Annotated in this window: 21 protein-coding genes; 11 read left to right on the top strand and 10 right to left on the bottom strand. The window is 54.2% G+C overall.

The genetic code is table 11. The features are described from left to right. Positions 1 to 149: 149 nt before the first annotated feature. Positions 150 to 794, bottom strand: a complete 645-nt coding sequence (locus tag FD25_RS03885; protein ID WP_186811150.1) for a YczE/YyaS/YitT family protein — start codon at positions 792 to 794, stop codon at positions 150 to 152. After that, the gene (locus FD25_RS03880; protein WP_057801526.1) at positions 791 to 1,219 is read right to left on the bottom strand and encodes a MarR family winged helix-turn-helix transcriptional regulator; all 429 of its coding nucleotides are present in this window, start codon (positions 1,217 to 1,219) and stop codon (positions 791 to 793) included. Before FD25_RS03880 ends, FD25_RS03885 begins: the two co-directional genes overlap by 4 nt. A gap of 221 nt (positions 1,220 to 1,440) precedes the next feature. Between FD25_RS03880 and FD25_RS03875 the strand changes: the two genes are divergently transcribed. From FD25_RS03875 to rbsK, 3 genes are all read left to right on the top strand, one after another. After that, a complete protein-coding gene (locus FD25_RS03875; protein ID WP_057801524.1) occupies positions 1,441 to 2,418 on the top strand; it encodes a LacI family DNA-binding transcriptional regulator in 978 nt (325 codons plus the stop codon). Positions 2,419 to 2,526: 108 nt separating this feature from the next. After that, positions 2,527 to 2,880, top strand: coding sequence for a winged helix-turn-helix transcriptional regulator (locus FD25_RS03870; protein WP_057801522.1), 354 nt, complete (start codon positions 2,527 to 2,529; stop codon positions 2,878 to 2,880). Between the two features lie 116 nt (positions 2,881 to 2,996). After that, complete coding sequence (rbsK, locus tag FD25_RS03865; RefSeq protein ID WP_057801520.1) at positions 2,997 to 3,920, top strand: ribokinase; 924 nt, start codon at positions 2,997 to 2,999, stop codon at positions 3,918 to 3,920. Between the two features lie 77 nt (positions 3,921 to 3,997). Here the strand turns inward: rbsK and FD25_RS03860 are convergent, their stop codons facing one another. Both FD25_RS03860 and FD25_RS03855 read right to left on the bottom strand, forming a co-directional pair. Continuing rightward, on the bottom strand, positions 3,998 to 4,963 hold the full coding sequence (locus FD25_RS03860) for a beta-galactosidase small subunit (RefSeq protein WP_057801518.1): 966 nt from the start codon (positions 4,961 to 4,963) through the stop codon (positions 3,998 to 4,000). After that, positions 4,944 to 6,836, bottom strand: a complete 1,893-nt coding sequence (locus tag FD25_RS03855) for a glycoside hydrolase family 2 TIM barrel-domain containing protein (RefSeq protein ID WP_057801516.1) — start codon at positions 6,834 to 6,836, stop codon at positions 4,944 to 4,946. Before FD25_RS03855 ends, FD25_RS03860 begins: the two co-directional genes overlap by 20 nt. A 314-nt stretch (positions 6,837 to 7,150) precedes the next feature. Here FD25_RS03855 and FD25_RS03850 point away from each other — a divergent pair, with 314 nt between their 5' ends. Continuing rightward, a complete protein-coding gene (locus tag FD25_RS03850; protein ID WP_057801513.1) occupies positions 7,151 to 7,870 on the top strand; it encodes an MIP/aquaporin family protein in 720 nt (239 codons plus the stop codon). 212 nt (positions 7,871 to 8,082) lie between these two features. Here the strand turns inward: FD25_RS03850 and FD25_RS03845 are convergent, their stop codons facing one another. From FD25_RS03845 to FD25_RS03830, 4 genes are all read right to left on the bottom strand, one after another. Then, positions 8,083 to 9,984, bottom strand: a complete 1,902-nt coding sequence (locus FD25_RS03845) for a bifunctional metallophosphatase/5'-nucleotidase (protein ID WP_057801511.1) — start codon at positions 9,982 to 9,984, stop codon at positions 8,083 to 8,085. Between the two features lie 287 nt (positions 9,985 to 10,271). Continuing rightward, complete coding sequence (locus FD25_RS03840) at positions 10,272 to 11,648, bottom strand: FAD-dependent oxidoreductase (RefSeq protein WP_057801509.1); 1,377 nt, start codon at positions 11,646 to 11,648, stop codon at positions 10,272 to 10,274. A gap of 100 nt (positions 11,649 to 11,748) precedes the next feature. After that, complete coding sequence (locus FD25_RS03835) at positions 11,749 to 12,267, bottom strand: hypothetical protein (protein ID WP_057801507.1); 519 nt, start codon at positions 12,265 to 12,267, stop codon at positions 11,749 to 11,751. A 13-nt stretch (positions 12,268 to 12,280) separates the two neighbouring features. After that, entirely contained in the window at positions 12,281 to 13,156 is an 876-nt protein-coding gene (locus FD25_RS03830; protein WP_057801505.1) for a helix-turn-helix transcriptional regulator, read from the bottom strand. A 159-nt stretch (positions 13,157 to 13,315) separates the two neighbouring features. On the opposite strand from FD25_RS03830, the gene FD25_RS03825 reads away from it, so the two are divergent. From FD25_RS03825 to FD25_RS03815, 3 genes are read left to right on the top strand one after another with little or no spacing between them, the layout of a single operon-like run. Continuing rightward, the gene (locus FD25_RS03825) at positions 13,316 to 14,638 is read left to right on the top strand and encodes an MFS transporter (protein WP_057801503.1); all 1,323 of its coding nucleotides are present in this window, start codon (positions 13,316 to 13,318) and stop codon (positions 14,636 to 14,638) included. A 14-nt stretch (positions 14,639 to 14,652) separates the two neighbouring features. Continuing rightward, positions 14,653 to 15,081, top strand: coding sequence for an HIT family protein (locus FD25_RS03820; protein WP_057801501.1), 429 nt, complete (start codon positions 14,653 to 14,655; stop codon positions 15,079 to 15,081). 17 nt (positions 15,082 to 15,098) lie between these two features. Beyond that, positions 15,099 to 15,839, top strand: coding sequence for an SDR family oxidoreductase (locus FD25_RS03815; protein WP_057801499.1), 741 nt, complete (start codon positions 15,099 to 15,101; stop codon positions 15,837 to 15,839). Positions 15,840 to 15,984: 145 nt separating this feature from the next. Here FD25_RS03815 and FD25_RS03810 read toward each other — a convergent pair whose 3' ends face one another. Next, on the bottom strand, positions 15,985 to 16,395 hold the full coding sequence (locus tag FD25_RS03810) for a MerR family transcriptional regulator (RefSeq protein ID WP_057801497.1): 411 nt from the start codon (positions 16,393 to 16,395) through the stop codon (positions 15,985 to 15,987). 189 nt (positions 16,396 to 16,584) lie between these two features. Continuing rightward, positions 16,585 to 17,235, bottom strand: a complete 651-nt coding sequence (deoC, locus tag FD25_RS03805) for a deoxyribose-phosphate aldolase (protein WP_057801493.1) — start codon at positions 17,233 to 17,235, stop codon at positions 16,585 to 16,587. Between the two features lie 147 nt (positions 17,236 to 17,382). Between deoC and FD25_RS03800 the strand changes: the two genes are divergently transcribed. The 4 genes from FD25_RS03800 (at position 17,383) to phnC (ending at position 21,531) form a co-directional block, all read left to right on the top strand. Then, the gene (locus tag FD25_RS03800; RefSeq protein WP_225428549.1) at positions 17,383 to 18,324 is read left to right on the top strand and encodes a sugar-binding transcriptional regulator; all 942 of its coding nucleotides are present in this window, start codon (positions 17,383 to 17,385) and stop codon (positions 18,322 to 18,324) included. A 375-nt stretch (positions 18,325 to 18,699) separates the two neighbouring features. Further along, positions 18,700 to 19,359 carry an SDR family NAD(P)-dependent oxidoreductase gene (locus FD25_RS03795; RefSeq protein ID WP_057801489.1) on the top strand — a complete coding sequence of 220 codons (660 nt, stop codon included), beginning with the start codon at positions 18,700 to 18,702 and terminating at the stop codon, positions 19,357 to 19,359. Between the two features lie 357 nt (positions 19,360 to 19,716). Next, complete coding sequence (locus FD25_RS03790) at positions 19,717 to 20,670, top strand: phosphate/phosphite/phosphonate ABC transporter substrate-binding protein (RefSeq protein WP_057801487.1); 954 nt, start codon at positions 19,717 to 19,719, stop codon at positions 20,668 to 20,670. Positions 20,671 to 20,769: 99 nt separating this feature from the next. Next, complete coding sequence (gene phnC / locus FD25_RS03785; protein ID WP_057801485.1) at positions 20,770 to 21,531, top strand: phosphonate ABC transporter ATP-binding protein; 762 nt, start codon at positions 20,770 to 20,772, stop codon at positions 21,529 to 21,531. Positions 21,532 to 21,537: the final 6 nt, after the last annotated feature.

The raw sequence follows: 21,537 nt of genomic DNA, 5'->3' as shown, positions 1-21,537 counted from the left end.
CCAGCGCATCACGGGATCAAAACCCGTTGCCTTACCACTTGGCTATAGCCCAATAATTGCGTCATGAATGACCCAACAGGTAATAATTTTAGCATTTAACCCCCAACGGACGCAACCCTTTTTTACGATTTTTTTCTGATCAACCGGCGTTAATCCTGAACCCAGGCCGTAAACCGTGGCAAATGAGTCTCCAGCCAACTCACCACCCGTCCCGTCAATAAGGCCGAAATCACGGTTCCCTCCCGGACGCCAATTAATCCGTGGGCAAAGACCAGCGCTAACAGAACGGCCCCGATGACCATGGTAAGGTCACAGCGCACCTTCATCGCACCAAAGGGCCGGTGGTAGCGAAAGGCTAACGCCGCGGCGATGCCCTCGCCCGCCATGACTAACGTTCGTGAATTAACCTCTAAGAGGACCCCGAAGGCGAGCAGCCCAATGCTGATCACGGTTAACCCCAGTTGTTGCCAATAAGCGGTCGGCTGAATGGCGTGAAAGGCCGTGACGAATAGGTCAATCAGGGTCCCGAAGAACACCGACGGAATTAGTTGCACCAGATTGGTCCAGCCGAAGTCCCGCCGCAAAACGACCCACTCGAGCCCGATAATCACCACCATAAAAATGATGGTCACCTGACCGATCGTCAGCGGCGTTAGCAGGCTGCCCACGTTGGGAATACTCGAAATCGGCGAGGTACCTAACGTGGCGATTTTGGCCAACGCCACGCTGGCCGCCATCATGACTAGCCCGGCCGCTAACAATGCAAAGTGTTTAACCGCCCAGCGCGCCGTCATGGTCGCTCACGCTTCAATAGAACTTGGTACACCGCGGCCAATTGCTGATCCAACTGGTCGGCGTCCAGTCCCGATTCGGCAAACAGTTGCCGCCACCAAGTCGCCATGGTGGCAGTCAGCTGCTGCGCCAACGTCACACCGGCCGCGGTTAACGTAATTTCCTTGGCCCGCCGATCGGTGCTGGACGGGGTGCGGGTAATCCACCCCTTCTGCGTTAACACGGTCAAGTCGCGAGCCAACAGACTGGGATCAACACTCATCTCCTGAGCAATTTGAACCTGTTGTCGTCCCGGGTGCTCGTAGATAAACATTAGGAGGTCACTCTGCGTGGCGCGCACGTCGAGGCCTTCAATCTGGCGGTTAAAATCATTCTTGGACCGGCGGTAAATCCCGGCCACGTACTGACTAAAATGATGGTATTGCACGATTTTAGCTTCCCTTCGAAATTAATGGACTTATCCACTATAAAGCCATTTCATGGACATGTCAACTAGTTGGCCGTCAATTCTCCACATGACCTCATTAGTTGACCAACGCTTCGGTTTCACGCTAGGATGGAAGGGAGTGAGGAAGAACCGTGTTATTTACCGGAAAAGTTACAAACAAAGATTATTAGTTATAATCAATAAGGAGTAGGTGACTAAATTTGTCCAGAAAAATCACCATCAAAGACGTGGCCGCCGAAGCGGGGGTCTCGGAAGCCACGATTTCACGGGCCCTCAACGATAGTCCCCAGGTCAAAAAGGCGACCCGTCAACGCATTCAAAAAATCGCCCAAGATCTCGGGTACCACCCCAACGGACTGGCCCGCAGCATTCGGGTGCAAAAAACCAACACGCTAGGTGTCATCATTCCCGACATCCTCAATAATTTCTTTACCCACATCATCCGGGCCATCGAAGACGCCGCCGCGCAAGCCGGTTACGACGTCTTAATCGTCAACACCGACGAACAAGATGACCGGGAAGTCAGCGCCTTAAACCTGATGTTAGAGAAGCAAGCGGCCGGGGTGATCATCACCAGCGCCGGTGGCCCCACCAACTACGCCGCCCAACTGGGCAACACCCCCGCCGTCTTCGTGGATCGGATGCCACCGGCGGGCATCGCGACTCAGTACGACCGGGTCTTGGTCGACAACGTGCGGGGCACGCAAGACCTAGTGACCCAGTTGATCGACCGTGGGGCTCAGCGCGTCGGTATCATCAACAGCGCCGTTTCGATGACCGCCACCGAGCGCCTCAAAGGCTACCATCGGGCCCTCAGTGTCGCGGGCCAGCCCCACGATCCCGCCATCGAAGTGACCGCCCGCACCGATAACAGCAACGTCGCCCAGATGACCCGGCAGCTGTTGGTCAATCAGCGGTGTGACGGCTTACTAGCGGCAGACAACACCATCATGGATGCCGTGTTGCATAAGCTTCCCGACCTCGACCTGCCCCCGTTTCAGCTGGGAAGTTTCGATGACCAGGACTGGTTCGACTTTCTCCCCCAGCCCATCGTCACGGCCAAACAACCGATCGCTCAAATCGGCAAAACGGCGGTGGACCGGCTAATTGCCCGAATCAATCAGCCCGACCTCCCCGCCGAAGAATTCCGCTTGGCAGCTAAAATTATTACCCATTAATTAATAAGAGAAGCAACCGTCCTTAGTGACCCATTTCGAGGGCTGCCGCGACCGACTCGCTAAGCGTTCATGATACACTGACCCCAAACTCACGAGGAGGTCTTGATCATGACCGCGACCATCGCCCAACCCGCGGAACTTCGCCCGCTAAACACTACGTTAAGCCTGTTGGATAGTCCTTGGAAACCACTGATTCTCTACCGTTTAACGGACCACGACTACCGCTTCGTCGAATTACACCGGACCTTGACGGCCTGCCCTCAAGCCACGTTGACCAATCAGCTAACCCAGTTAGTACGTGATCAATTGGTGGTCACCGCCAACGCCCCCGCGGCCCCAACCAGCTACTCACTGTCTCGTACTGGACGGTCCTTGGTACCGTTACTTCTGGCGCTCAATCGTTGGGGGCGGGCTTATGTAGCCGAAACCCAACCAGTCACCTCAGCCCACCACGACGCCTAGGTCGTGGTGGACTTTTCAAACCATAGACCTTTTTCATAATTGATTTATGTAAGCGTTTACATATAACTGATTTTGTGCTAGGTTAAAAATGAAGACTGAAACGAGGAGTGTCAGATATGCAAGATAGCGATGTTCTAGTCATAGGTTCTAATATGATTGATTTAACCACCTACGTGAACCGGATGCCGGTCGCGGGCGAAACTCTTGAGGCACCCGACTTTACCATGGGCTTTGGCGGCAAGGGCGCCAACCAAGCGATCGCGGCGGCCCGGTTAGGCTCACGCGTCGGTTTTATCTCCATGGTCGGCCAGGATAACTTTGGTGAACAACAATTGGCCAACTTCAAGGCGAACCACCTCGACGTGACCGGCGTGGGTGTGAGTCAGAAAAATAGTGGGACCGCGCCGATTTTCGTCGACCCGTCCGCTGATAACCGCATTCTGATCATCAAGGGTGCGAACAACGACCTAACACCCGCGGTCCTCGACCAACACGTCAACCTGATTCAACACACCAAGCTCATCGTCCTCCAGCAGGAGATTCCGTTAGCCACCAACTATCACGCCATCGACCTAGCCAATAAGTCCCACGTGCCGGTCCTCTTGAACCCAGCACCGGCCAACCGTGACCTGAACTTAACGCACGTTAGCCGGGTTGACTTTTTCGCGCCTAACGAAACGGAACTGGCGACGCTGACCGGGATGCCAACCGGTAATTTAACCGAAATCAAGGCCGCCGCCCGCCATCTCATCGACCTGGGGGTTAAGAACTTATTGGTCACGCTGGGCGCCAAGGGCGTGTTGTGGGTCTGCGCCAACGATTGCCAGTTGATCGACGCCATCAAGGTTCAAGCCGTCGACACCACCGGCGCCGGCGATGCGTTTATCGGGGCGTTTGCCCACTACTTTGCCCAAGGCGAGGACGTGCCAAGGGCACTGCACCACGCCAACGCCTACGCAGCATTGACGGTCACCCGTCGCGGGACGCAAACCTCTTACCCGACGGCTGCTGAGGTTGAACGGGCTGAACAACCGAGCTAATTACTTTCCTTAATTGGACACGAAACGCCCCGCACCGGCGATTGCTGGTGCGGGGCGTTTGTTATTCACTTATTACGTTAATCCTGCGTCCCCGCAATCACAAACTCGAAGTCGTAATCCCGGTCGGCGGGCAGGTGGTACTTGGCTTCCACGTCGGCACCCCAACTATCGATACCCCCGACCCCACGGACCGCGCCGAAGACGGTGAAGACCGTCCGCCGAAGCAGGGGCAGTTCCTCGATGTGGGTCGCGTTTTCCAGTTCCTCGGCCGTGTACGGCAGGCAACTGAAGTTAAACGGCGTCCCTGCCTGTTTAAACGTCAAGCTGAACGGCTCGGTGTCCGGATCCGCGTTATTTAGCGTGATGGCTCGGGTCACCGTGGCCCGTTCGGTCGCCATGTGCATCCCGCATTCCTGTGGCACCATGTACGGCGTCACCGGCAGTCCGGTGACCTGGTAGTCGCCCGGTTGGCCGCCCGCCATGCGATCCGGGTAGGTTTCGCCGGACAAGCCTCGGTAGGTGAAGCCCTGCGCGGCCGTCGGCATGCTGAACCGGATTCCCAGCGCTGGGAGTTCCGGCAAGCCAGCCTGACCGTTGAAGTGGGCTTGGACCCGAATCTCGCCCGTTGCGTCCACGGTGTAGCTCACCGTCATGGTCGTGGCTGGCACCGTGGTCGTGGTGTAGGTGAACCGAATCGTTACCTTATCGGCCGTCTCATGGTCCGAATACCGGTTGTTTTCCGGCGCGATTGGCAGGGTAATGACTTGCCCGTTCACGGCCACTTCGATATCGGTGCAGGGACTAAAGAGGTCGGCTCCCAGCCACATCGCCGACTTTTCGGAAAAACGATTGCCCCGATCGTTGTCGGTCGTGGCGCGCCAGAACGTCGGCTTCGGCACGCGGTAAAGCCACTCCTTACCGTCCCGTTTGAGCGACTCCAGGCCGCCCCGTTCGTAACTAAAGATGTATTGGAAGCCCTCGCCGTGTAGGCCCAGAGTCCCGTCGCCGTAAACGACGTGGAGTTTAGCGGTCGTATTTGCCATAGTAGTAGCTCACCTCCTGTAGTGCGGGTTTCGGTGTCCGGTCCGCAAACAGCAGGCCGTCACCAGAAAATTCATAGTCGGAATGCCGGTCGTCAAAGTCCCCGCCGTAGCGTAAGACCGGTTGGCCGGTGACCTCGTCGTTGATCAACAAAGCCTGGTCGATGTAGTCCCAGATGAACCCGCCTTGATACATCGGGTACTGGTCGATCAGATCCGTATAGCTATTCATGCCGCCCAGCGAATTGCCCATGTCGTGCATGTATTCGCAGTTGACGAACGGCTTTTGCGGGTCGTTGTCCAGGTACTCGCGAATGACCTTCGGCGGATCGTACATCATACTTTCCATGTCGGAAATCTGGTCCTCGTAGGCCCGGTTGCGACAAACGCCTTCGTAGTGGGTCAAGCGCGTCTCGTCGTGTTCGTGGTAGTACCGATCCATGGCGGCGATGTCGTCGCCGGCGTAGGATTCGTTTCCTAGCGACCAGAACAAAACGGCCGGATGATTCTTAAAGGCCTGGTAGTTACTGCGAGCGCGGTCAACCACGGCGCCTCGCCACTGCGGTAGTGACCCGGGCACGTTATCGGACGGTTCCACGGCGCCCATCTTTTGCCAGGTACCGTGGGTTTCCAAGTTGTTTTCGGCCATCATGTAGATGCCGTTGCGGTCACACAGGTAGTACCAGTCGATCTGGTCGGGATAGTGGCAGGTTCGCACCGCGTTGATGTGGTGTTGCTTAAAGACTTGCAGGTCGTATTGCATGTCGGCTACCGTCACGCTCCGGCCGCGCTTAGCGTCCCATTCGTGCCGGTTGACCCCGTTTAAAATCAAGCGGTGGCCGTTGAGACACATCACCTTATCCTTGAGCTCGATCCGCCGGAACCCGACGTCGTAAGGCACGACTTCCAACAAGTGTCCCTCGGCATCCAGCACCTCCACCTGAAGTTGATAGAGGTACGGGTCGTGGTGGTCCCAAAGGTGCACGTTGGGCACGGGCACGTGTTGGATGGTCACTTCGGCTTGCGCCGGCACCGTCTGGTTCAACAGGACCCGGTCGGCGGCGTGTAGAATCGTTTTGATCTGCGCGCCGGATTGACCAGCGTCGTCGTTTAGAGCTAGCGTGAGGTTAAAGTCCCCGGTGGTCAAATCATCGAGCACGTTGGCCCGGATTGTCAGGTCGTTCACGTGGACGGTCGGTTGGGCCACTAAGCGCACGCTGCGGAAGATCCCGGAGAACCGAAAGAAGTCCTGATCCTCCAAGAAGGCCGCAGTACTGCGTTTAAAGACCTCCACCGCCAACAGGTTTTCGCCGGTCTGCAGGTACGGGGTCAGGTCGAATTCCGATTGACTGAAACTGTCTTCGGCGTACCCCACAAAGTGCCCGTTGAGCCACAGGTACATCGCCTCTTCGACCCCGTCGAACTGGATCACGACGCGGTGGTCCCGCAGTTTGGGGCTCAAGGTAAAGGTCTTCAGGTAGGCACCAACCGTGTTGTCGGGCCCTGCACTAAACATCCCCGGCATTCCGGTGGTGTCGCCTAACGTGTAGGCGGGACGGCGGTAGAGCTTGCCTTCCCAAGGGTAAAGGGTGTTGGTGTAATGGAGCTGGCCGTAACCGGCGAGTTCGATGTGGCCGGGCACCTGAATATCCCCAAAGTTCTGGTGGTCGGCGTCCGGTTGTTCGAAGCCCACGGGCCGTTCCTGCGGTGTCGGGGCAAAGGCGAACTGCCAGGTGCCGTCTAAGCTTTGCACGAAACTACTCTGCTGCGCCTGCATCTCGGCGACCGTACGGTAATAGTGATGATCGCTGTGTGCGGGCAGCTGGTTGACCCGGTACGTTTGCGGGTCGTCCAGCCATTTCAAGTCTGCTTGCAACAGCAAGACCTCCTTTTCATTTTAGTTAAAACGCTTACATTCGTTTACAAGATTATTGTACTACAGGTTGCTCCCCGTTGATGATTTCTGGGGGAAATTTCTGGCTAAAATTTAACGGCAACGATCATCAATTTTGTAACCGTTTCCTTTACCGACGTCCCGGTAAACAACCGGTTGACCCTTCCTTTTAATAAGCTAATCAAGATGAAAATATTACTGAAAACTTATGTCAGTAAGCGTATGATTATGAGTGCTGCTGTTTCCGCGAATACATGCGGCGCGGCCGAAAAAATACATATTTGAGGTAGAGTTTAATGCATTATACTTTGTTCATCCGGTGTCTCGCGGAATTTATCGGGACGGCCATCATGGTGGCCTTAGGTAACGGGTCCGTTGCCAACGTTGAGTTAAAGGGGACTAAGGGCTATCACGGTGGCTGGGTCCTGATTGGGTTCGGGTACGGCATTGGGGTCATGATTCCCGCGTTGATGTTCGCCACGATCTCCGGCGCCCAGATCAACCCGGCCATGACCATCGCCCAAGCCGTCGTCGGTAATTTTCCTTGGGCCGAGGTTTTGCCCTACGTCGTTGCCCAAACGTTGGGCGCCATCGTAGGTCAACTGACCGTCGTTCTGGCCTACAAGCCCTACTACGACAAGACCACGGACGCCGAAGCCATCCTGGGGACCTTCTCCACGATTGACGCGGCCGACAGCAAGTTGAACGGGTTTCTCAACGAATTTATCGGGACCTTCTTACTGGTCTTGGGGGCGGTCTTCATGACGGCCGACAAGTTGGACCCGCGGGCCGATTTCTTAGGATTAGGGTTCTTGGTCATGTGTCTGGTCGTCTCCTTCGGGGGCCCCACCGGACCAGCCTTGAACCCCGCACGGGACTTAGGGCCCCGGCTATTACACGCCCTCTGGCCGTTCAAGTACAAAGGTAGTTCGCAGTTTGAATACAGTTGGGTACCGGTTGTGGCGCCCATCGCCGGGGCCATTGCGGCCACGGTCTTGTACCAAGCGTTTCTTTAAAACATAACGATTACAGACAAAACGAGGATTGCCGTAACCTGGCAATCCTCGTTTTTGGGTTTATTCAGCTGTGTCACTACCGAATCATTCAATGGCCAGTCGTCCCGCTTAAGCCTCTAATTATTTTTATCTATCAAATTTCTGTCTGGAGGGAGACTAAAATCTGTTTTAGGCTTATCCGGGCGACTCCCCAGTGATCACTCGTTTAACCGTTACCCTAACGCCACCTGAACCTGGTTTACGGGTTGGGTACTCGTAGCCACCACGCTCCCGGCTGGTTGGTAGACTTTCCGGTCCAGCGTTGGGGCCTTGACCGGCGTGTTAGCGGCGGCCATGTCCTTGAAGTACTGAACGAAGACGTCGGTGTCCGAGCCAATGGAAGCCTTGATTGGCGTGTCCTTGAAGGCGTAGAAGTTATCACCGGCCCCGTGGAGGAAGTCGTTGATGACGACGCGGTAGGTAGCCGTCATGCTGACCGGCGTGCCATCGTCCTTCTTGATGTCGACCACCTTGTACGGTTGCTTGGCATCGTTATTGTCCGTGTAGGTGTAGGTCAACCCGGAAATCTGCAGGTAGAAGGCTTGGTTTTCATCGTACTGTTGGTTCAGCGCATCCTTGATCTGCTGACCGGTCATTTCAACCACCTGTAAGATGTTCCCAAATGGTTGCACGGCCACGGCCGCACCCCAGGTGATGTCGCCATTCTTCGTCACGGCTAAGTCGGACCGGACCCCACCGTTGTTGGTCATGGCAAAGTCGGGGTTGGTGCCGTTCTTTTGGGCTTCGTAGCGTTGGGCATCGACCACTAATTCACCCGCGGCGTTTTCCATGGTCTTACTGTTATTGTTCCGGCCGGTAATTGGTTCGTTAGTCGCGGCCTTACCGATCACGGCGTTGACCTTCGGCGCGACCCGTTTGTCGGCGTCCTTCACGATCGCAGCCACCTTGGCGTTGGTCTTCGCCTTAGGGTTAGCCTTGGCTGGTAAGACGGGGTACACGTGGGATTCGAGGTGCATGAACTTCCCGGTCTTCGCGTTAATGTAACCTTGCGTATCGTTGTAGGCCTTCCCGGTATAAACGGCTTGAACCACGTGAGTCTTGCCGACCGTGGCGTTGGCGTACTGGTGTGAGTGACCCGCCACGTACAGTCCAACGTTGTTCTTCTTGTCGAGTTGGTTAACCTTGTTCAAGATGTCAACCGCACTCCCGGCCGTCTTGCCATCTTGGGAGGAAATTCCGGTATGGGCCATGACCACCACGGCCTTGACACCCTTCTTGTTCAAGATCTTATCGTATTTAGCGATGGTCTTGGCTTCATCTAAAATCTTGTAGTCTTGATAGTTCTTCAGCAACGTCAAATGAGGTAAGTCGGTGGTTTCAATCCCGATAAACCCAACTTTGGCGGTCTTACCGTGCGCCTTGACCGTCTTAATGGTGTACGGCTTGTACCCGTAAGGAATCTTGTTGTTGGATTTCTTAACCACGTTCGCCACGACCAAGTTGATGTTCGACGCCTGGTGCGGGTAGGCCTTAACTAACGAATCGGCGTTGGCCGCTGGCTTGTTGCCCTTTAAGATCCGGTTGTATTCGCCCAAGCCGTGGTCAAATTCGTGGTTCCCCAATGTTCCGATTTGGAACTTCATGGCCCGTAAAGTGTGCATGGTCGATTCGTGGGCTAACAACGTCGAATTAGCCGGTGAGGCCCCAACCATATCCCCGGCTTCCACCCGGAAGGTGTTGGCCGCTTTGGCGTGTTGGGTCTTCTTGAATTGGTTTTGCGCTTGATCTAATGACCCGCCTAACCGGGCAACGGTCCCCACGTCACTGTAGGTCGCGTCCCCAATCTTCACGGTTCCCGTGGTTTCCAGGCCCCCATGTAAGTCGTTGATGCCTAAGACCTGAATCGGAATTGCGGTCTTGTATTTCTTGGCCAACTTCTTAAACCCAGGTTGGCTAGTGGGGGTACTGTACTTATCCGTTTGCGTGGTGACCTTTTGCGCCGCGGCCTGAGCCGAATGGTCCCCCAGTCCTGGCAATGCGGTCGCACTGCCGGCAACTAGCAAGGGCACTAACAAACTATAAAGGAGCTTATGATGCGTGTGAGCTATTGTCATGGTGACAAATCCTCCTCAAAAATATGTAATGCGATACGTCCCTAGCGTACCAATGAAAACGGTTACTGTCACGAAGTAAATCCCGTCTAAGTTTGCAATTTGAGAGGTCAAAATTGAAAGACTCACGGTTTACAATTTCCCCACACCCATTAGAAAAAATCAACGCAAAAATCGGGCGTCATCAGCCACAATAAGGACTGATGACACCCGATTTTTAAATGATTTTATGAGCTGGCCCGGAAGTGCTGCTTAGTTTTTAAAACCAGACGCTCAGTTAAATTTGCTTATTAGTAAGTGAACGGTTCTTCACCCAAGGCGTGTTGGGCGGCCAGGTTCAACAGGCTCCATTGCCGGTCAAAGCCGGGTTGGAAGAAGAAGTCGGCTTCGGCCAAGTCTTCGAGGCGTAACCCGTGTTGAATGGCTAAAGCTAAGACGTTGCCTTGCGCCGTCACGTCGTAGGTTGACAGCACCGCGCCGCCCAGTAAGACGTGGGTCGTGGGGTTGAAGAACAACTGGACGTAAACGTCCGGATTGCCCTTGTCGCTGGGCACGTACTTCGGCCGCAAGGTGGTATGGTAGAAGTCCTTCGCCACCGTAACGCCGGCGCGTTTGGCGGTAAACGAGTTCAGCCCACTCTGCGCAAAGTGTTCGTCAAAGACGCTCAAAGCGGAGGAACCGACCAAGCCCTTGAACGGTTCGGCTGGTTGCTTTTCGAAGAGGTGCTTGACCACGTAACGGGCTTCTCGCCGCGCCACCGTCGCTAAGGCAATGGGGACCTTCGTCTGAGCCGGAATGGAGTAAGCCAACGTGGCGTCCCCAATGGCGTAAACGTCAGGTAAATTGGTCCGCAGGTAGTTGTCGACCTTGATCCAACCGCGATTGTCCAGGTCCACGGTGCCCTTCAACCAGTCGGTGTTCGGTTGCACACCGGCGGCCTGAATCACCACGTCACTTGGAAATTCGGCGTCGGTGGTCTTCACGGCCTTGACGGCTTTGTCCCCGGTGTAGGCGGTGATCTTGGCGTTCATCTGCACGTTAATGCCTTCAGCCGTCAGTTTCTTGGCCAGGATATCGGTCAATTCGCTGTCCAGATACGTGCCCAGTGGCCGGTCGATCACGTCGAGCAAGGTGACTTCCTTACCGGCCTTCCGACTGGCTTCGGCGGCTTCGATCCCGATGTAGCCGGCCCCGATAATGGTCATGTGCTTGACGGCCGGGTCGGCGAGTTTTTCTTTAATCTTTAACGCCCAATCCTTCCCCCGCATCAAGAATACGTTGTCCAGGTCGGCCCCGGGCACGGGTAAGGACTTCGGCGTCACGCCAGAACTCAAGATCAACTTGTCGTACGGTTGGTCCGTAGTCTGGTTAGTGGCGTGATCCACGACCGTCACGGTCTTGGCGTCGGCATTGATCTTGGTGACCTCGTGGCGATCCAAGACGTGGACGTTAGGTTGTGGAAAATCATCAGCGCTGAAATTACGCACGTCGTTGACATCCGTGACACTGTTTTCCAGGTACAATTCCATCCCACAAGACATGAAGGAAATGAAATCCCCCGCTTCAAACAACGTAATATCAACATCATTGTAGCGACTAAGTAACTCTAAGATTGACTGGTGACCCCCATGTGAAGCCCCAACAATCACGATTCGTTCTTTTGACATCGAACAAAAGCCTCCTCTAGTTTAGAATGATTCTTAACTGACAAGTTAAGGATAACGCATTCATCCCTAAAATGCAAGCCGTTTCAAAAAATGCGGGGCTTTAGGAAAAGAGGGCGTCCACCATGGGTTGCCGCCGATGCCAATCCACTTGGTGGTGGAGGTCGTAGGATTGTTGGGTTAAGTAAGTCAACAACTCAGCGCGCTGGGGCTGATCCAAAAACGTGTAGGTCTGCGGCACCGCCACCTGGGGTGCGACCGCCCGTAAATCGGCCAACGTCACGGTGGTGGTCAGCCGGTAGGTCGCTTGAATCGGCACGGCGATCCCGGTCGATCCGGCGCCCAAGTAGTGCATGGTGGCCGCGAAATTACTGTGCTGAACCAGCGTGCCTAATTTGGCCACGGTGGCAGCTGGTCCCTGATACGCCGCGCCACAGCGCATGAAGAACTGAATCCCCCGTCCCGTGGTGTACACGAAGGCCTGAAACGGCCGGGGGAAGAACCGCTTGCGAAACTCTAGGATCTTATGACCGGACAAGACCGCCGTGGTCGCGTCGGGATGCAGCGCCAGTAATAGCGTCGGTAGCTGGTCATCATAAATGGTGGTTATGGATTGGGTCACGAAAAAACTCCTTTTATTTCTTAGGATGTTGAATCTTGGGTTGTTGCTGGTGATCAAAACTCCGAAGCAACGTCACGTTTTGGCGGCGCTCCGCTTGAATCGTCTGCCGGTACTTGAGCGGGCTTTGCCCCACCCGTTGCTTGAACAACCGGGTGAGGTAGTTGGCGTCCAGTCCCACGTGAATCGCAATATCGTTGATACTGAGTTCAGTATACGCCAAATAATTCTTCGCATGGCGAATCCGGATCAACTGGAGCAAGACGTTCGGGGTGGCCCCCGTCTCCCGTTTACAAATCTCAATCACGTAATTTTTACTATAGTGGAAATGTCGCGCCAGGTCCGCCAACTGCAGGGGCTCGGCATAGTGTTGCTGCAAATAGCGCAGGGGCACGAAGCTGGTGTCCGGACTCATGTAAGTCGTCTCCGGCACGGCGGTGCCCTTCTCCGCCTGGTCCAGTACGACCGTCAACAGGAGGTCCTTGAGCCGCACATCGACCCGTAACATCCCGTAAGGCGTCGGGTGGCGTTGAGCCGTGAGCGCCTGGGTCAATAACCGCCGAAAACTCTCACAATCACTGACGGTAAAAATCGGCGGCTGAGCGACTTGGTTAAGTAACCGTTGTAAATCCGGGCTAACCGTGAACTTAATGTCGATAATCACCGCGTCGTGATTAAACTTAAAGGCGTGGGGCGTTTGCGGGGTCACCAGGTAAAGTTGCCCCCCAAAGACCGTGCCGTGACGTTGGGCGAGTTGAACTTGCTCCTCGCCACTTAATACCAGTTGGAGTTGATTAAAGTGGTGTTGGTGTCGTGCCACGGTCTCTCCCCGTTGATAAGTCCGGCCACTCATCCACAGAACCGTTAATTGTGAATCGCGCAAGGGTTGCATGCTTGTGACCACCTTTCCATGAGTGTGATATTCTCCAGAAAATCGTGCATTATTCGTTAAATGTAAGCGCTTCATATAGCTTACACTTACTCGTGAGTTCAAGGATATATCCACAGCTTAAACGCACTTTACCAATTACACGAAACGGGGGCGGTCCCTATGGCTGGACCACAAGCAAGCGCATTAAAAAAAGTGACTTGGCACATTTTGCCATACTTATTCGTTATTTATTTTATCGCATTTCTCGACCGCAGTAGTATTACGTACGCTTCCATCGGGGGGATGGACAAAGACCTTGGCCTAACCGCCACGACCTACGGGTTCATCGCGGGAATCTTCTTCATCGGTTACTTCATCTTTGGCATCCCCGGCAACATGATGCTCGAGCGCATCGGGGCGCGTCGCTGGATGGCCTTCATCCTCATCTTCTGGGGGACCGTGACCCTGGTGACCGGCTTTGTGAGTTCCATTCCAATGTTGGTGATTCTCCGGTTTTTGCTGGGGGTTTCCGAAGCCGGCCTCTTCCCGGGCATGACGTTATACATTACGTATTGGATTCGCAGTCAGGACCGGGCGCGCGCCATCGCGGCCTTCATGGTCGCCCCACCGGTCGCTAATTCCATCGGGGCGCCGGTCGCGACTTGGATCATCACCCGGATTCACCTGGCGTTAGGCCTCGCCGGTTGGCGCTGGTTATTCCTCATTATCGGGGTCCCCGCCGTCCTCATGGGCGTCTACACGATTTTCTTCCTGGCGGACAAACCCGCGACGGCGACCTGGCTCACGCCTAAAGAACGTGACTGGTTGGTTCAGGCACTGGCCCTGGATGCGAAACAAGCGCAAGAAAAACGCGTGGTGAACGCCCCATTTCTCGCCGCCTTTAAGGACGCGAAGATCTGGAAACTCACCGACATGAATTTCTTCTATTGTGTGGGCCTCTACGGCATCACGTTTTGGATGCCCCAGATGGTCAAGGCCCTCTCGACGACCCTGACCACCATGCAAATTGGCCTGATCAGTGCGATTCCGTACCTGTTAGGCGCCATCGCCCTAGTCATTAACGGCCGGTTGTCCGATCGAAGCGGTGAGCGGCCCGTCCACACCGCGGCGGGCGCCCTGCTCGGTAGCCTCGGCTTTGTTGGGGCGGCACTGACCACTCACCTACCAGTCGTTTCCGTCGGCTTCATCTGCTTAGCCGCCATGGGCGTTTACGCTTATTCCGGGCCATACTGGGCCCTTTCCACCACGATCGATCCACGGATGGCCGCCGTGGGCTTAGGCATCGTGAACGCCATCGGTAACTTCGGCGGGTTCTTCGGGCCTTACGCCATCGGTTGGCTCAAAACCACCACGCACAGCACCGTGACGGGGATGTTTTTCTTGGCCGCATCCCTCTTAGTTCCCGCGTTAATCGTCTTAACTTTTCGGCACCGTTCAACTCACGTGACGACGTCAACCATGACGCCGCACCCCACACTCTAAGGAAGGCCTTTTAAATGACTCGTTATCAAGAAGATTGTTTTTACTGCACGCGCAACGCCAAATTAGCGGCGAACTACATTCTGGTGGCGCCACTGCACGTCGCCACCGTTTATCTTAGCCGCGACCAGACCCACCGGGGCCGTATCGCCGTGGTTCTCAACTGGCACGTTGACGAACCCTACCAACTCAACGAAACCGAACGCCAAGAATTCTACGACGACGTGGCCCACGCGGCGCACGCCGTGGCGTTAGCCTTTCATCCGGCGAAAATCAACTACGCCACTTACGGGGACACCGTGTCACACTTACACGTACACGTGGTGCCCAAGCAACCAACGGACGCGGATTGGAACGATGCTTTCGTGAACAATCCCGCCGACCCGGTGCTGCTAAGCGACACCAGCTACCGCGAAATTATTGCTGCATTACGGAAAAACTTATAACAAAGGAGATCTTTTTCATGGCTGTTAAAGGAAAAGTTGTTGTCATTGCGGGCGCCTCTTCGGGAATCGGCGCGGCAACCGCCAAAAAGTTGGCGGCCCACGGCGCGAAGCTCTTCGTGGGAGCGCGACGCGAAGAAAAACTCAAGGCATTAGTGAGTGACATTCAGGCCGCCGGGGGCGAAGCCGCTTACCACCTGGTCGATGTGACCCAAAAGGACTCCGTTCAGCAATTCGTGGACGCGGCCGAAGCCCACTACGGTCAAATCGACGTGATGTATAACAACGCCGGGATCATGCCCAATTCGCCCCTGAAGGATTTGAAAGTAGCCGACTGGGAAGCCGCCTTCCAGATCAACGTCATGGGCGTTCTCTACGGGATTGCCGCGGCGCTACCCATCATGAAGAAACAAGGCTTTGGACACTTCATCGCCACGGACTCCAACGCCGGTCACGTGATCAACCCGAACGCCGCAATCTATTCGGGGACTAAGTTCGCCCTGCGCGCCATCATGGACGCCTTACGCCAGGAGGAAGGCCCGAACATGATCCGGTCGACCATGGTCTCTCCGGGCAACGTCAACACGGGCTTGTGGAAGTCCGTGGGTGATCCCGAATTGCAGAAAAAGGCCCGCCAACGTGAGGAAAGCATTGGTCTGAGTCCCGACGACTTGGCCAACGCCGTGCTCTACGCCATCGACCAACCCGAAAACGTCGGCATCGACGAGATTTTGTTGCGGCCCACGGTACAACAAAACTAACGTCCAAAATCAACTTCTAAAAAAGCTCACGAGTTCTCAACGGCTCGTGAGTTTTTTCGTCTCGTTATCAAGGTCAAAACCAACGTCAAAAACGCCCCTTATCCGCCCCCTCGGGAGCTTAATGCCCACGTTACGCAACACCTAATTAGTGATCGTTCTTCACTGGGTGTTGCCGTTCCAAAGCCCGGAGTTCGTCCTCAGACGGTCGCATGTGGTCCTCGAAGTGCGCCAGTTTATAAGTCAGGTGGTCGATGGCGGCCTGTAAGTCGTCGCGTTTTTCTGCCATCACGTCGAGTTGTTCCTTTAACAACGCAATTTGTTCAGCGGTATTGTCCTCCTGCGCATCGAATAGTTGACTATAGCGCCGGAGGTTCTCAATGCTCATCCCGACCGAACGCATCTGAATCACAAACCGAATCCGTCGTAAAATGCGTTCGTCAATGATCCGGTTACCGGCCTCGGAACGGTCGATTGACGGAATCAACCCCTCCTTTTCGTAGTACCGAATCGCCGCTACGGATACACCCGTTTTTAAACTCGCTTCTTTAATATTCATGGTCAAGTCTCCTTTTAAGCCTAATCGAATAATTCCTATCCTACAGCCTTCTAGTTACTTCAAGGCAAGGGATTTGGCCCAAAAATTCAATGATTCCTTTTTGACCACACCAAAACACGCTCTTCCCCGGTACCGGAAGAACGTGTTTTTAGTAAAATTTAGGCTCACTCGATTAGAATCATCGGCCGGCTAAGCTTTGCCAATAACCTTCATGCCAGAACTCGTCCCTAACCGCGAGGCCCCGGCCGCAATCATGGCTTCGGCCTCTTCTTTGGTGTGGACCCCACCGGATGCCTTGACCTTGATCCGGTCCCCGACGGCCTGCTTCATCAGCACCACGTCGTTGACCTGCGCCCCACGCGTAGAAAAACCGGTCGAGGTCTTGACGTATTCGGCCCCAACAGCGGCCACTAATTCAGACGCCCGCGTGATCTCTTGATCCGTCAACAATGCCGTTTCGATGATGACCTTAACCAGCTTGTGGTGGTCGTGCCCCGTCTTGATGACGGCCGCTAGATCCTGCTTGACTAGGTCATCGTGGCCCCCTTTAAACTCGCCAATGTTCATCACCACGTCGATTTCGTCGACCCCGTCGGCAATGGCCTGCGTGGCTTCGGCAACTTTAATGGCCGTGGTATTGGCCCCCAGCGGAAAACCAATCACGGTGTCCGTGTTCACGTCGGTGTCCTTCAATTGGGCGTGCGCATAGCTGACCCAGTACGGGTTCAACATGACGGAGCAAAAATTATTTTCCTTGGCTTCGCGGATAATTTGGTCCACGTCGGCCTGCGTGGCTTCGGGTGCTAACAAGGTGTGATCGATGTATTGGTTTAAACTCATTGGTAAGTCCCCATTTCTATGATGTGATTTTTTCAACACGCTTAATTTAACACGTATTTTTACAAATGTAAAGATATAAAAATAACAAATGTAAAATTAGATTTCTGTGGTAGAATAATGACAACTTACAGACGGAGGAATCACGCGATGCTCTCTCATAAACAAACGGAACGACTGCTAGCGGTCAGCCGGTACTATTACCAAGACAACCTCAGCCAGATTGAAATCGCTAAAAAAATGAATCTGTCCCGCCCCACGGTGGCTAAATCCCTGCAACTCGCGCGCGACACTGGCATCGTCACGGTTCAAATCAACGATCCCTTTACCGATGGCGCTAAGCTACAGCAGGCCCTCAAAGAAAAGTATCACCTAAAAGACGTGGTCATCGCCCAACAGGTCAACCATGACGAAGCGGGGATTCGGGACCACCTGGGCGCGGTGGCCGCCGACTACCTCGACACCATCGTGACCACGGGGATGACGATCGGTCTTAATTGGGGCCATACCATGCTGGCCGTGGCCCAACACCTGCACGCCAGTCAAGCCCAAGACGTGCAACTGGTTCAACTAAAGGGCAGTTTGACCAATTCGGCGGAAACCAACTACTCCGCCGAAATTACCCAGCAATTCAACCACGCCTTTCACACCCAAGCACGTCTATTACCGCTCCCCTTAGTCTTTGACGACGCGCAGGTCAAGGCCGCTGCCTTACACGATCCCTTTATTCAGCGTGTTGTGCAGACGGGCTATCAAGCCGACATTGCGCTATTCACCGTCGGGACGACGCGCAACGACGCCCTACTCTTTCGTTCCGGCTACCTCACGGCCGACCAGATAACCACCCTGCAGCGCGACGCCGTGGGGGACATCTTGTCACACTACATCACCGCCAGCGGTGAGATTGCCGACCCCCAGCTCGACCAACGGACCGTGGCCCTTCCCTTGAGCCATCTTGGCACCCAAAAATACGCGGTCCTAATTGCCGGCGGCGAACCCAAACTGCGGGCCATCCACGCAGCGTTGTTAGGAAAATACGCGAACGTGTTGATTGTCGATCAGGCGGTCGCCAAACAATTATTAAAGTTATAATTAATCATTCGATAGCCCGGCCAAATTTCTCAAGGCACAATTAACGCCTTAAACGTTGCCGGGACGCCTAATATTCCTTAAATTTAATGGTTAGTAATAACCAGGCAGCCGCCAGTTCGCGGCTGCCCTTTTTAGGTTGATCGTCCTGACTGCATCGATCTGTACCCGTTGCGAGCTTTAGCGGCACTGTGACCCTAACACCAACCGGGGTCACGGCCCCAAAGATAACCTCTTCTTTAGGCCATAAATGATTTCTATCTCATAACATTAATTAATTAACCCACCGAAGCGACCGTCATCGGTTCCCTTTTTGTTCCCCGTTACACTAAACTAGACTTATTGGATCACTGGATTTCTGTGGGGGAGGAATTTATGATGCAACATCAACCGGTTATTCTAATTGCTAACGGAACACAGAACATGGGGAGTGTCTGTGCGACCGACTTTAGTGCTCAGGGGGCGACTGTGATTCTCGCCGACCTGGACGTCAGTCGGGGACCCGCGTTGGCCCAAGAACTCGGGCCTAACGTTCACCATCTGATGCTGGACGTGACCCGTCAGGCTGACTGGCGACGCGTGATTCGCCAGGTCATCACCACCTATAATCGTCTCGACGTCCTGGTTAACATCCCGGGGATTAACGATCAACCACGGGATTGGCAGGACCACACCGACGCCTATTCGGCTTACTTTGAACGCACCCAACGCCGCGTTGTTTGGGGAACCACGGCGGCCGTCGCCATCATGCGCCACCAATTTCACGGAAGTATCGTCAACGTCTTGACGGCTCAGCCCGATGCGCCGGACCAGCAACTGATCACCCAACTTCATGATTGGACTCAAACGACCATCCAGGGGCTTCGCGGCACCGACGTCCGCGTTAACACGGTCCAGGTGCACTTAAACGCCGATCAGACGCATCAAGATCCGGACGTTGCCCGAGCCAAACCACTTCAGCAAACTATTCGTTATTTGGCAACAACTACTCAGACTAGTCATCCGAACGGTCACGCCTTCGTGATCCCAACCACTTGATCGCTTTTCAGGTCAAACGAAAAGACTGATTACGTTAAAAGCGACAATTATTCCCGACCTGGGAGTAATTGTCGTTTTTGCTGTTTAACGAATTAATGTTTCTCGGGGCCCAAAACTTAGACCACGTTGTCGCCCAACCCAGTTGAAATTTGCGTTATCCTCTAAAATAATTATTTTTATATCAAGCGTTTTTAAATCATCGGATTTTAGGCCATTATATTGAAGAAACGTTATTATTAAAACTTTTATTGCCGTTAATTGTTTAATTTATAGGCCAATATCGTTGTAATCGTTCGCCTTTTTGCTAGAATTAACAGGAATCAAGTTATCCATTACATATTCGGAGGAGTGAGTCATATGCATTTGCACGGCAATGCGAAACGGCTGGTACTCGGTCTCGCTCTAGTTGCGTTACCCCTAACCCTATTCGGGTGCGGTAAGGCTACTAGTTCGACCAGTTCTTCCAGTTCCGCTGGTTACACCCCCAAGCAGCTGACCGTTGAGTTTGTTCCCTCGCAAAACGCCAGCACGTTAGAGGCCAAGGCCAAGCCTTTGGAAGGTCTTTTGAAGAAACAACTTGGAATTCCCGTGAAAGTCAGCGTTTCGACCGACTACAACACGATTGTCGAAGCCATGGGCTCCAAGAAAGTCGACGTGGGTTTCCTGCCACCTGACGCCTACGTCTTAGCTCACAAACAGTACCACGATAAGGTTCTGTTACAGGCCGAACGTTACGGCCTCAAGGAGCCTAACGACCAAGCCACCAAAGAAATGGTTAACTATTACCGCTCCCAGATCCTGGTCCGTAAAGATAGCGGCATCAAGTCGATTAAGGACTTGAAGGGCAAGAAGATTGCCGTGCAAGACACGACCTCAACCTCCGGCTGGATTTATCCCGCCGTTGAAATGATGGAACACGGTGTCAACATCAACAAGGACGGCATCAAGACGGTCCAGGTCAAGGGTCACGACCAAGGGGTCTTATCGGTCTACAACAAGAACACCGACGCCGCTTTCGTCTTCCAAGGGGCTCGGAACATTGTGAAGAAGGACGCACCGGATATCATGAGTAAGGTCGTTCCAATCTACACGACCAACAAGATTCCTAACGACACCATCACGGTGCGTGGGGATATGAACGCTAAATGGCAAAAGAAGGTCGCCGCTGCCTTTAAGGCCATCGCCAAAACTAAGCAAGGTCACGCCATCATTTCCAGCGTTTACGGTCACGAAAATTACACCGACTCTAAAGACAGCAACTTTGACATTATCCGTCAGTACGACAAAAAGGCCGCCCAACTGAACAAGTAAGCACGCGTCATCACTAAAAGTAGCGAAGGACAACACGGGCCTTGGCTACTTTTTTGGCAAATCCAGTCACCCAGCCCGGTGACGAGGGGGAAAACAACCATGCAAGCTACATCAACCAAGCCAATTATCGCTTTTCATCACGTTAACAAGATTTACGCCAACGGGACCGTCGGCTTAAAAGACATCAATTTTGAAATCCCCCGCGGCCAATTTTTAGTGGTCGTGGGCCTATCCGGCGCCGGCAAGAGTACGCTACTTCGAACCATTAACCGGATGCACGAAATCTCATCGGGAGAGATTCGCATCGACAACGAACCCATCAGTGACTACAAAGGCCGAGCCTTGCGGCAACTCCGGTGTCACATCGGGATGATTTTTCAGAACTTCAACCTCGTCAACCGGGCCAGCGTCGAAAGAAACGTCTTATCCGGTCTCGTAGGCTACTACCCCACCTGGAAGTGTGTCCTGGGGCTCTTCAGTGCCGCCGATAAACAGCGCGCGATTCAAGCGCTAAAGCGTGTCAGCCTAACACCCAAAATTTTCACTCGCGCCGACGAACTCTCCGGTGGCCAACAACAACGGGTCGCCATTGCCCGCACCCTCATGCAGGACCCCAAGATCATCTTGGCCGACGAGCCCGTGGCCTCGCTAGATCCTAGGACCACTAAGGACGTCATGGATACCCTCCAGCGCTTGAATCGCGAAGACGACATCACGGTCATCGTAAACTTACACTCCGTCGCGTTGGCCCGCCAGTACGCCGACCGAATCATTGGTCTGCGCGCCGGTGAATTAGTCTACGATCAGCCCATTGCTAACGTCACGACGGCGGACCTGGATCGTATCTACCAAGCCAACTAGGAGGTA

Source organism: Levilactobacillus acidifarinae DSM 19394 = JCM 15949 (genome assembly GCF_001434835.1).
GTDB classification, from domain to species: Bacteria; Bacillota; Bacilli; order Lactobacillales; family Lactobacillaceae; genus Levilactobacillus; species Levilactobacillus acidifarinae.
This window is presented reverse-complemented; position numbering and strand designations above follow the sequence as displayed.

What these genes read in the sequence shown, in the direction of transcription:
- deoC (WP_057801493.1), bottom strand. Translation starts at nt 17,235, where the DNA reads ATGAGTTTAAACCAATACATCGATCACACCTTGTTAGCACCCGAAGCC.
- FD25_RS03830 (WP_057801505.1), bottom strand. Translation starts at nt 13,156, where the DNA reads ATGCAACCCTTGCGCGATTCACAATTAACGGTTCTGTGGATGAGTGGC.
- FD25_RS03810 (WP_057801497.1), bottom strand. Translation starts at nt 16,395, where the DNA reads ATGAATATTAAAGAAGCGAGTTTAAAAACGGGTGTATCCGTAGCGGCG.
- rbsK (WP_057801520.1), top strand. Translation starts at nt 2,997, where the DNA reads ATGCAAGATAGCGATGTTCTAGTCATAGGTTCTAATATGATTGATTTA.
- FD25_RS03885 (WP_186811150.1), bottom strand. Translation starts at nt 794, where the DNA reads ATGACGGCGCGCTGGGCGGTTAAACACTTTGCATTGTTAGCGGCCGGG.
- FD25_RS03790 (WP_057801487.1), top strand. Translation starts at nt 19,717, where the DNA reads ATGCATTTGCACGGCAATGCGAAACGGCTGGTACTCGGTCTCGCTCTA.
- FD25_RS03860 (WP_057801518.1), bottom strand. Translation starts at nt 4,963, where the DNA reads ATGGCAAATACGACCGCTAAACTCCACGTCGTTTACGGCGACGGGACT.
- FD25_RS03825 (WP_057801503.1), top strand. Translation starts at nt 13,316, where the DNA reads ATGGCTGGACCACAAGCAAGCGCATTAAAAAAAGTGACTTGGCACATT.
- FD25_RS03845 (WP_057801511.1), bottom strand. Translation starts at nt 9,984, where the DNA reads ATGACAATAGCTCACACGCATCATAAGCTCCTTTATAGTTTGTTAGTG.
- FD25_RS03815 (WP_057801499.1), top strand. Translation starts at nt 15,099, where the DNA reads ATGGCTGTTAAAGGAAAAGTTGTTGTCATTGCGGGCGCCTCTTCGGGA.
- FD25_RS03795 (WP_057801489.1), top strand. Translation starts at nt 18,700, where the DNA reads ATGCAACATCAACCGGTTATTCTAATTGCTAACGGAACACAGAACATG.
- FD25_RS03800 (WP_225428549.1), top strand. Translation starts at nt 17,383, where the DNA reads ATGCTCTCTCATAAACAAACGGAACGACTGCTAGCGGTCAGCCGGTAC.
- FD25_RS03840 (WP_057801509.1), bottom strand. Translation starts at nt 11,648, where the DNA reads ATGTCAAAAGAACGAATCGTGATTGTTGGGGCTTCACATGGGGGTCAC.
- FD25_RS03870 (WP_057801522.1), top strand. Translation starts at nt 2,527, where the DNA reads ATGACCGCGACCATCGCCCAACCCGCGGAACTTCGCCCGCTAAACACT.
- FD25_RS03820 (WP_057801501.1), top strand. Translation starts at nt 14,653, where the DNA reads ATGACTCGTTATCAAGAAGATTGTTTTTACTGCACGCGCAACGCCAAA.
- phnC (WP_057801485.1), top strand. Translation starts at nt 20,770, where the DNA reads ATGCAAGCTACATCAACCAAGCCAATTATCGCTTTTCATCACGTTAAC.
- FD25_RS03850 (WP_057801513.1), top strand. Translation starts at nt 7,151, where the DNA reads ATGCATTATACTTTGTTCATCCGGTGTCTCGCGGAATTTATCGGGACG.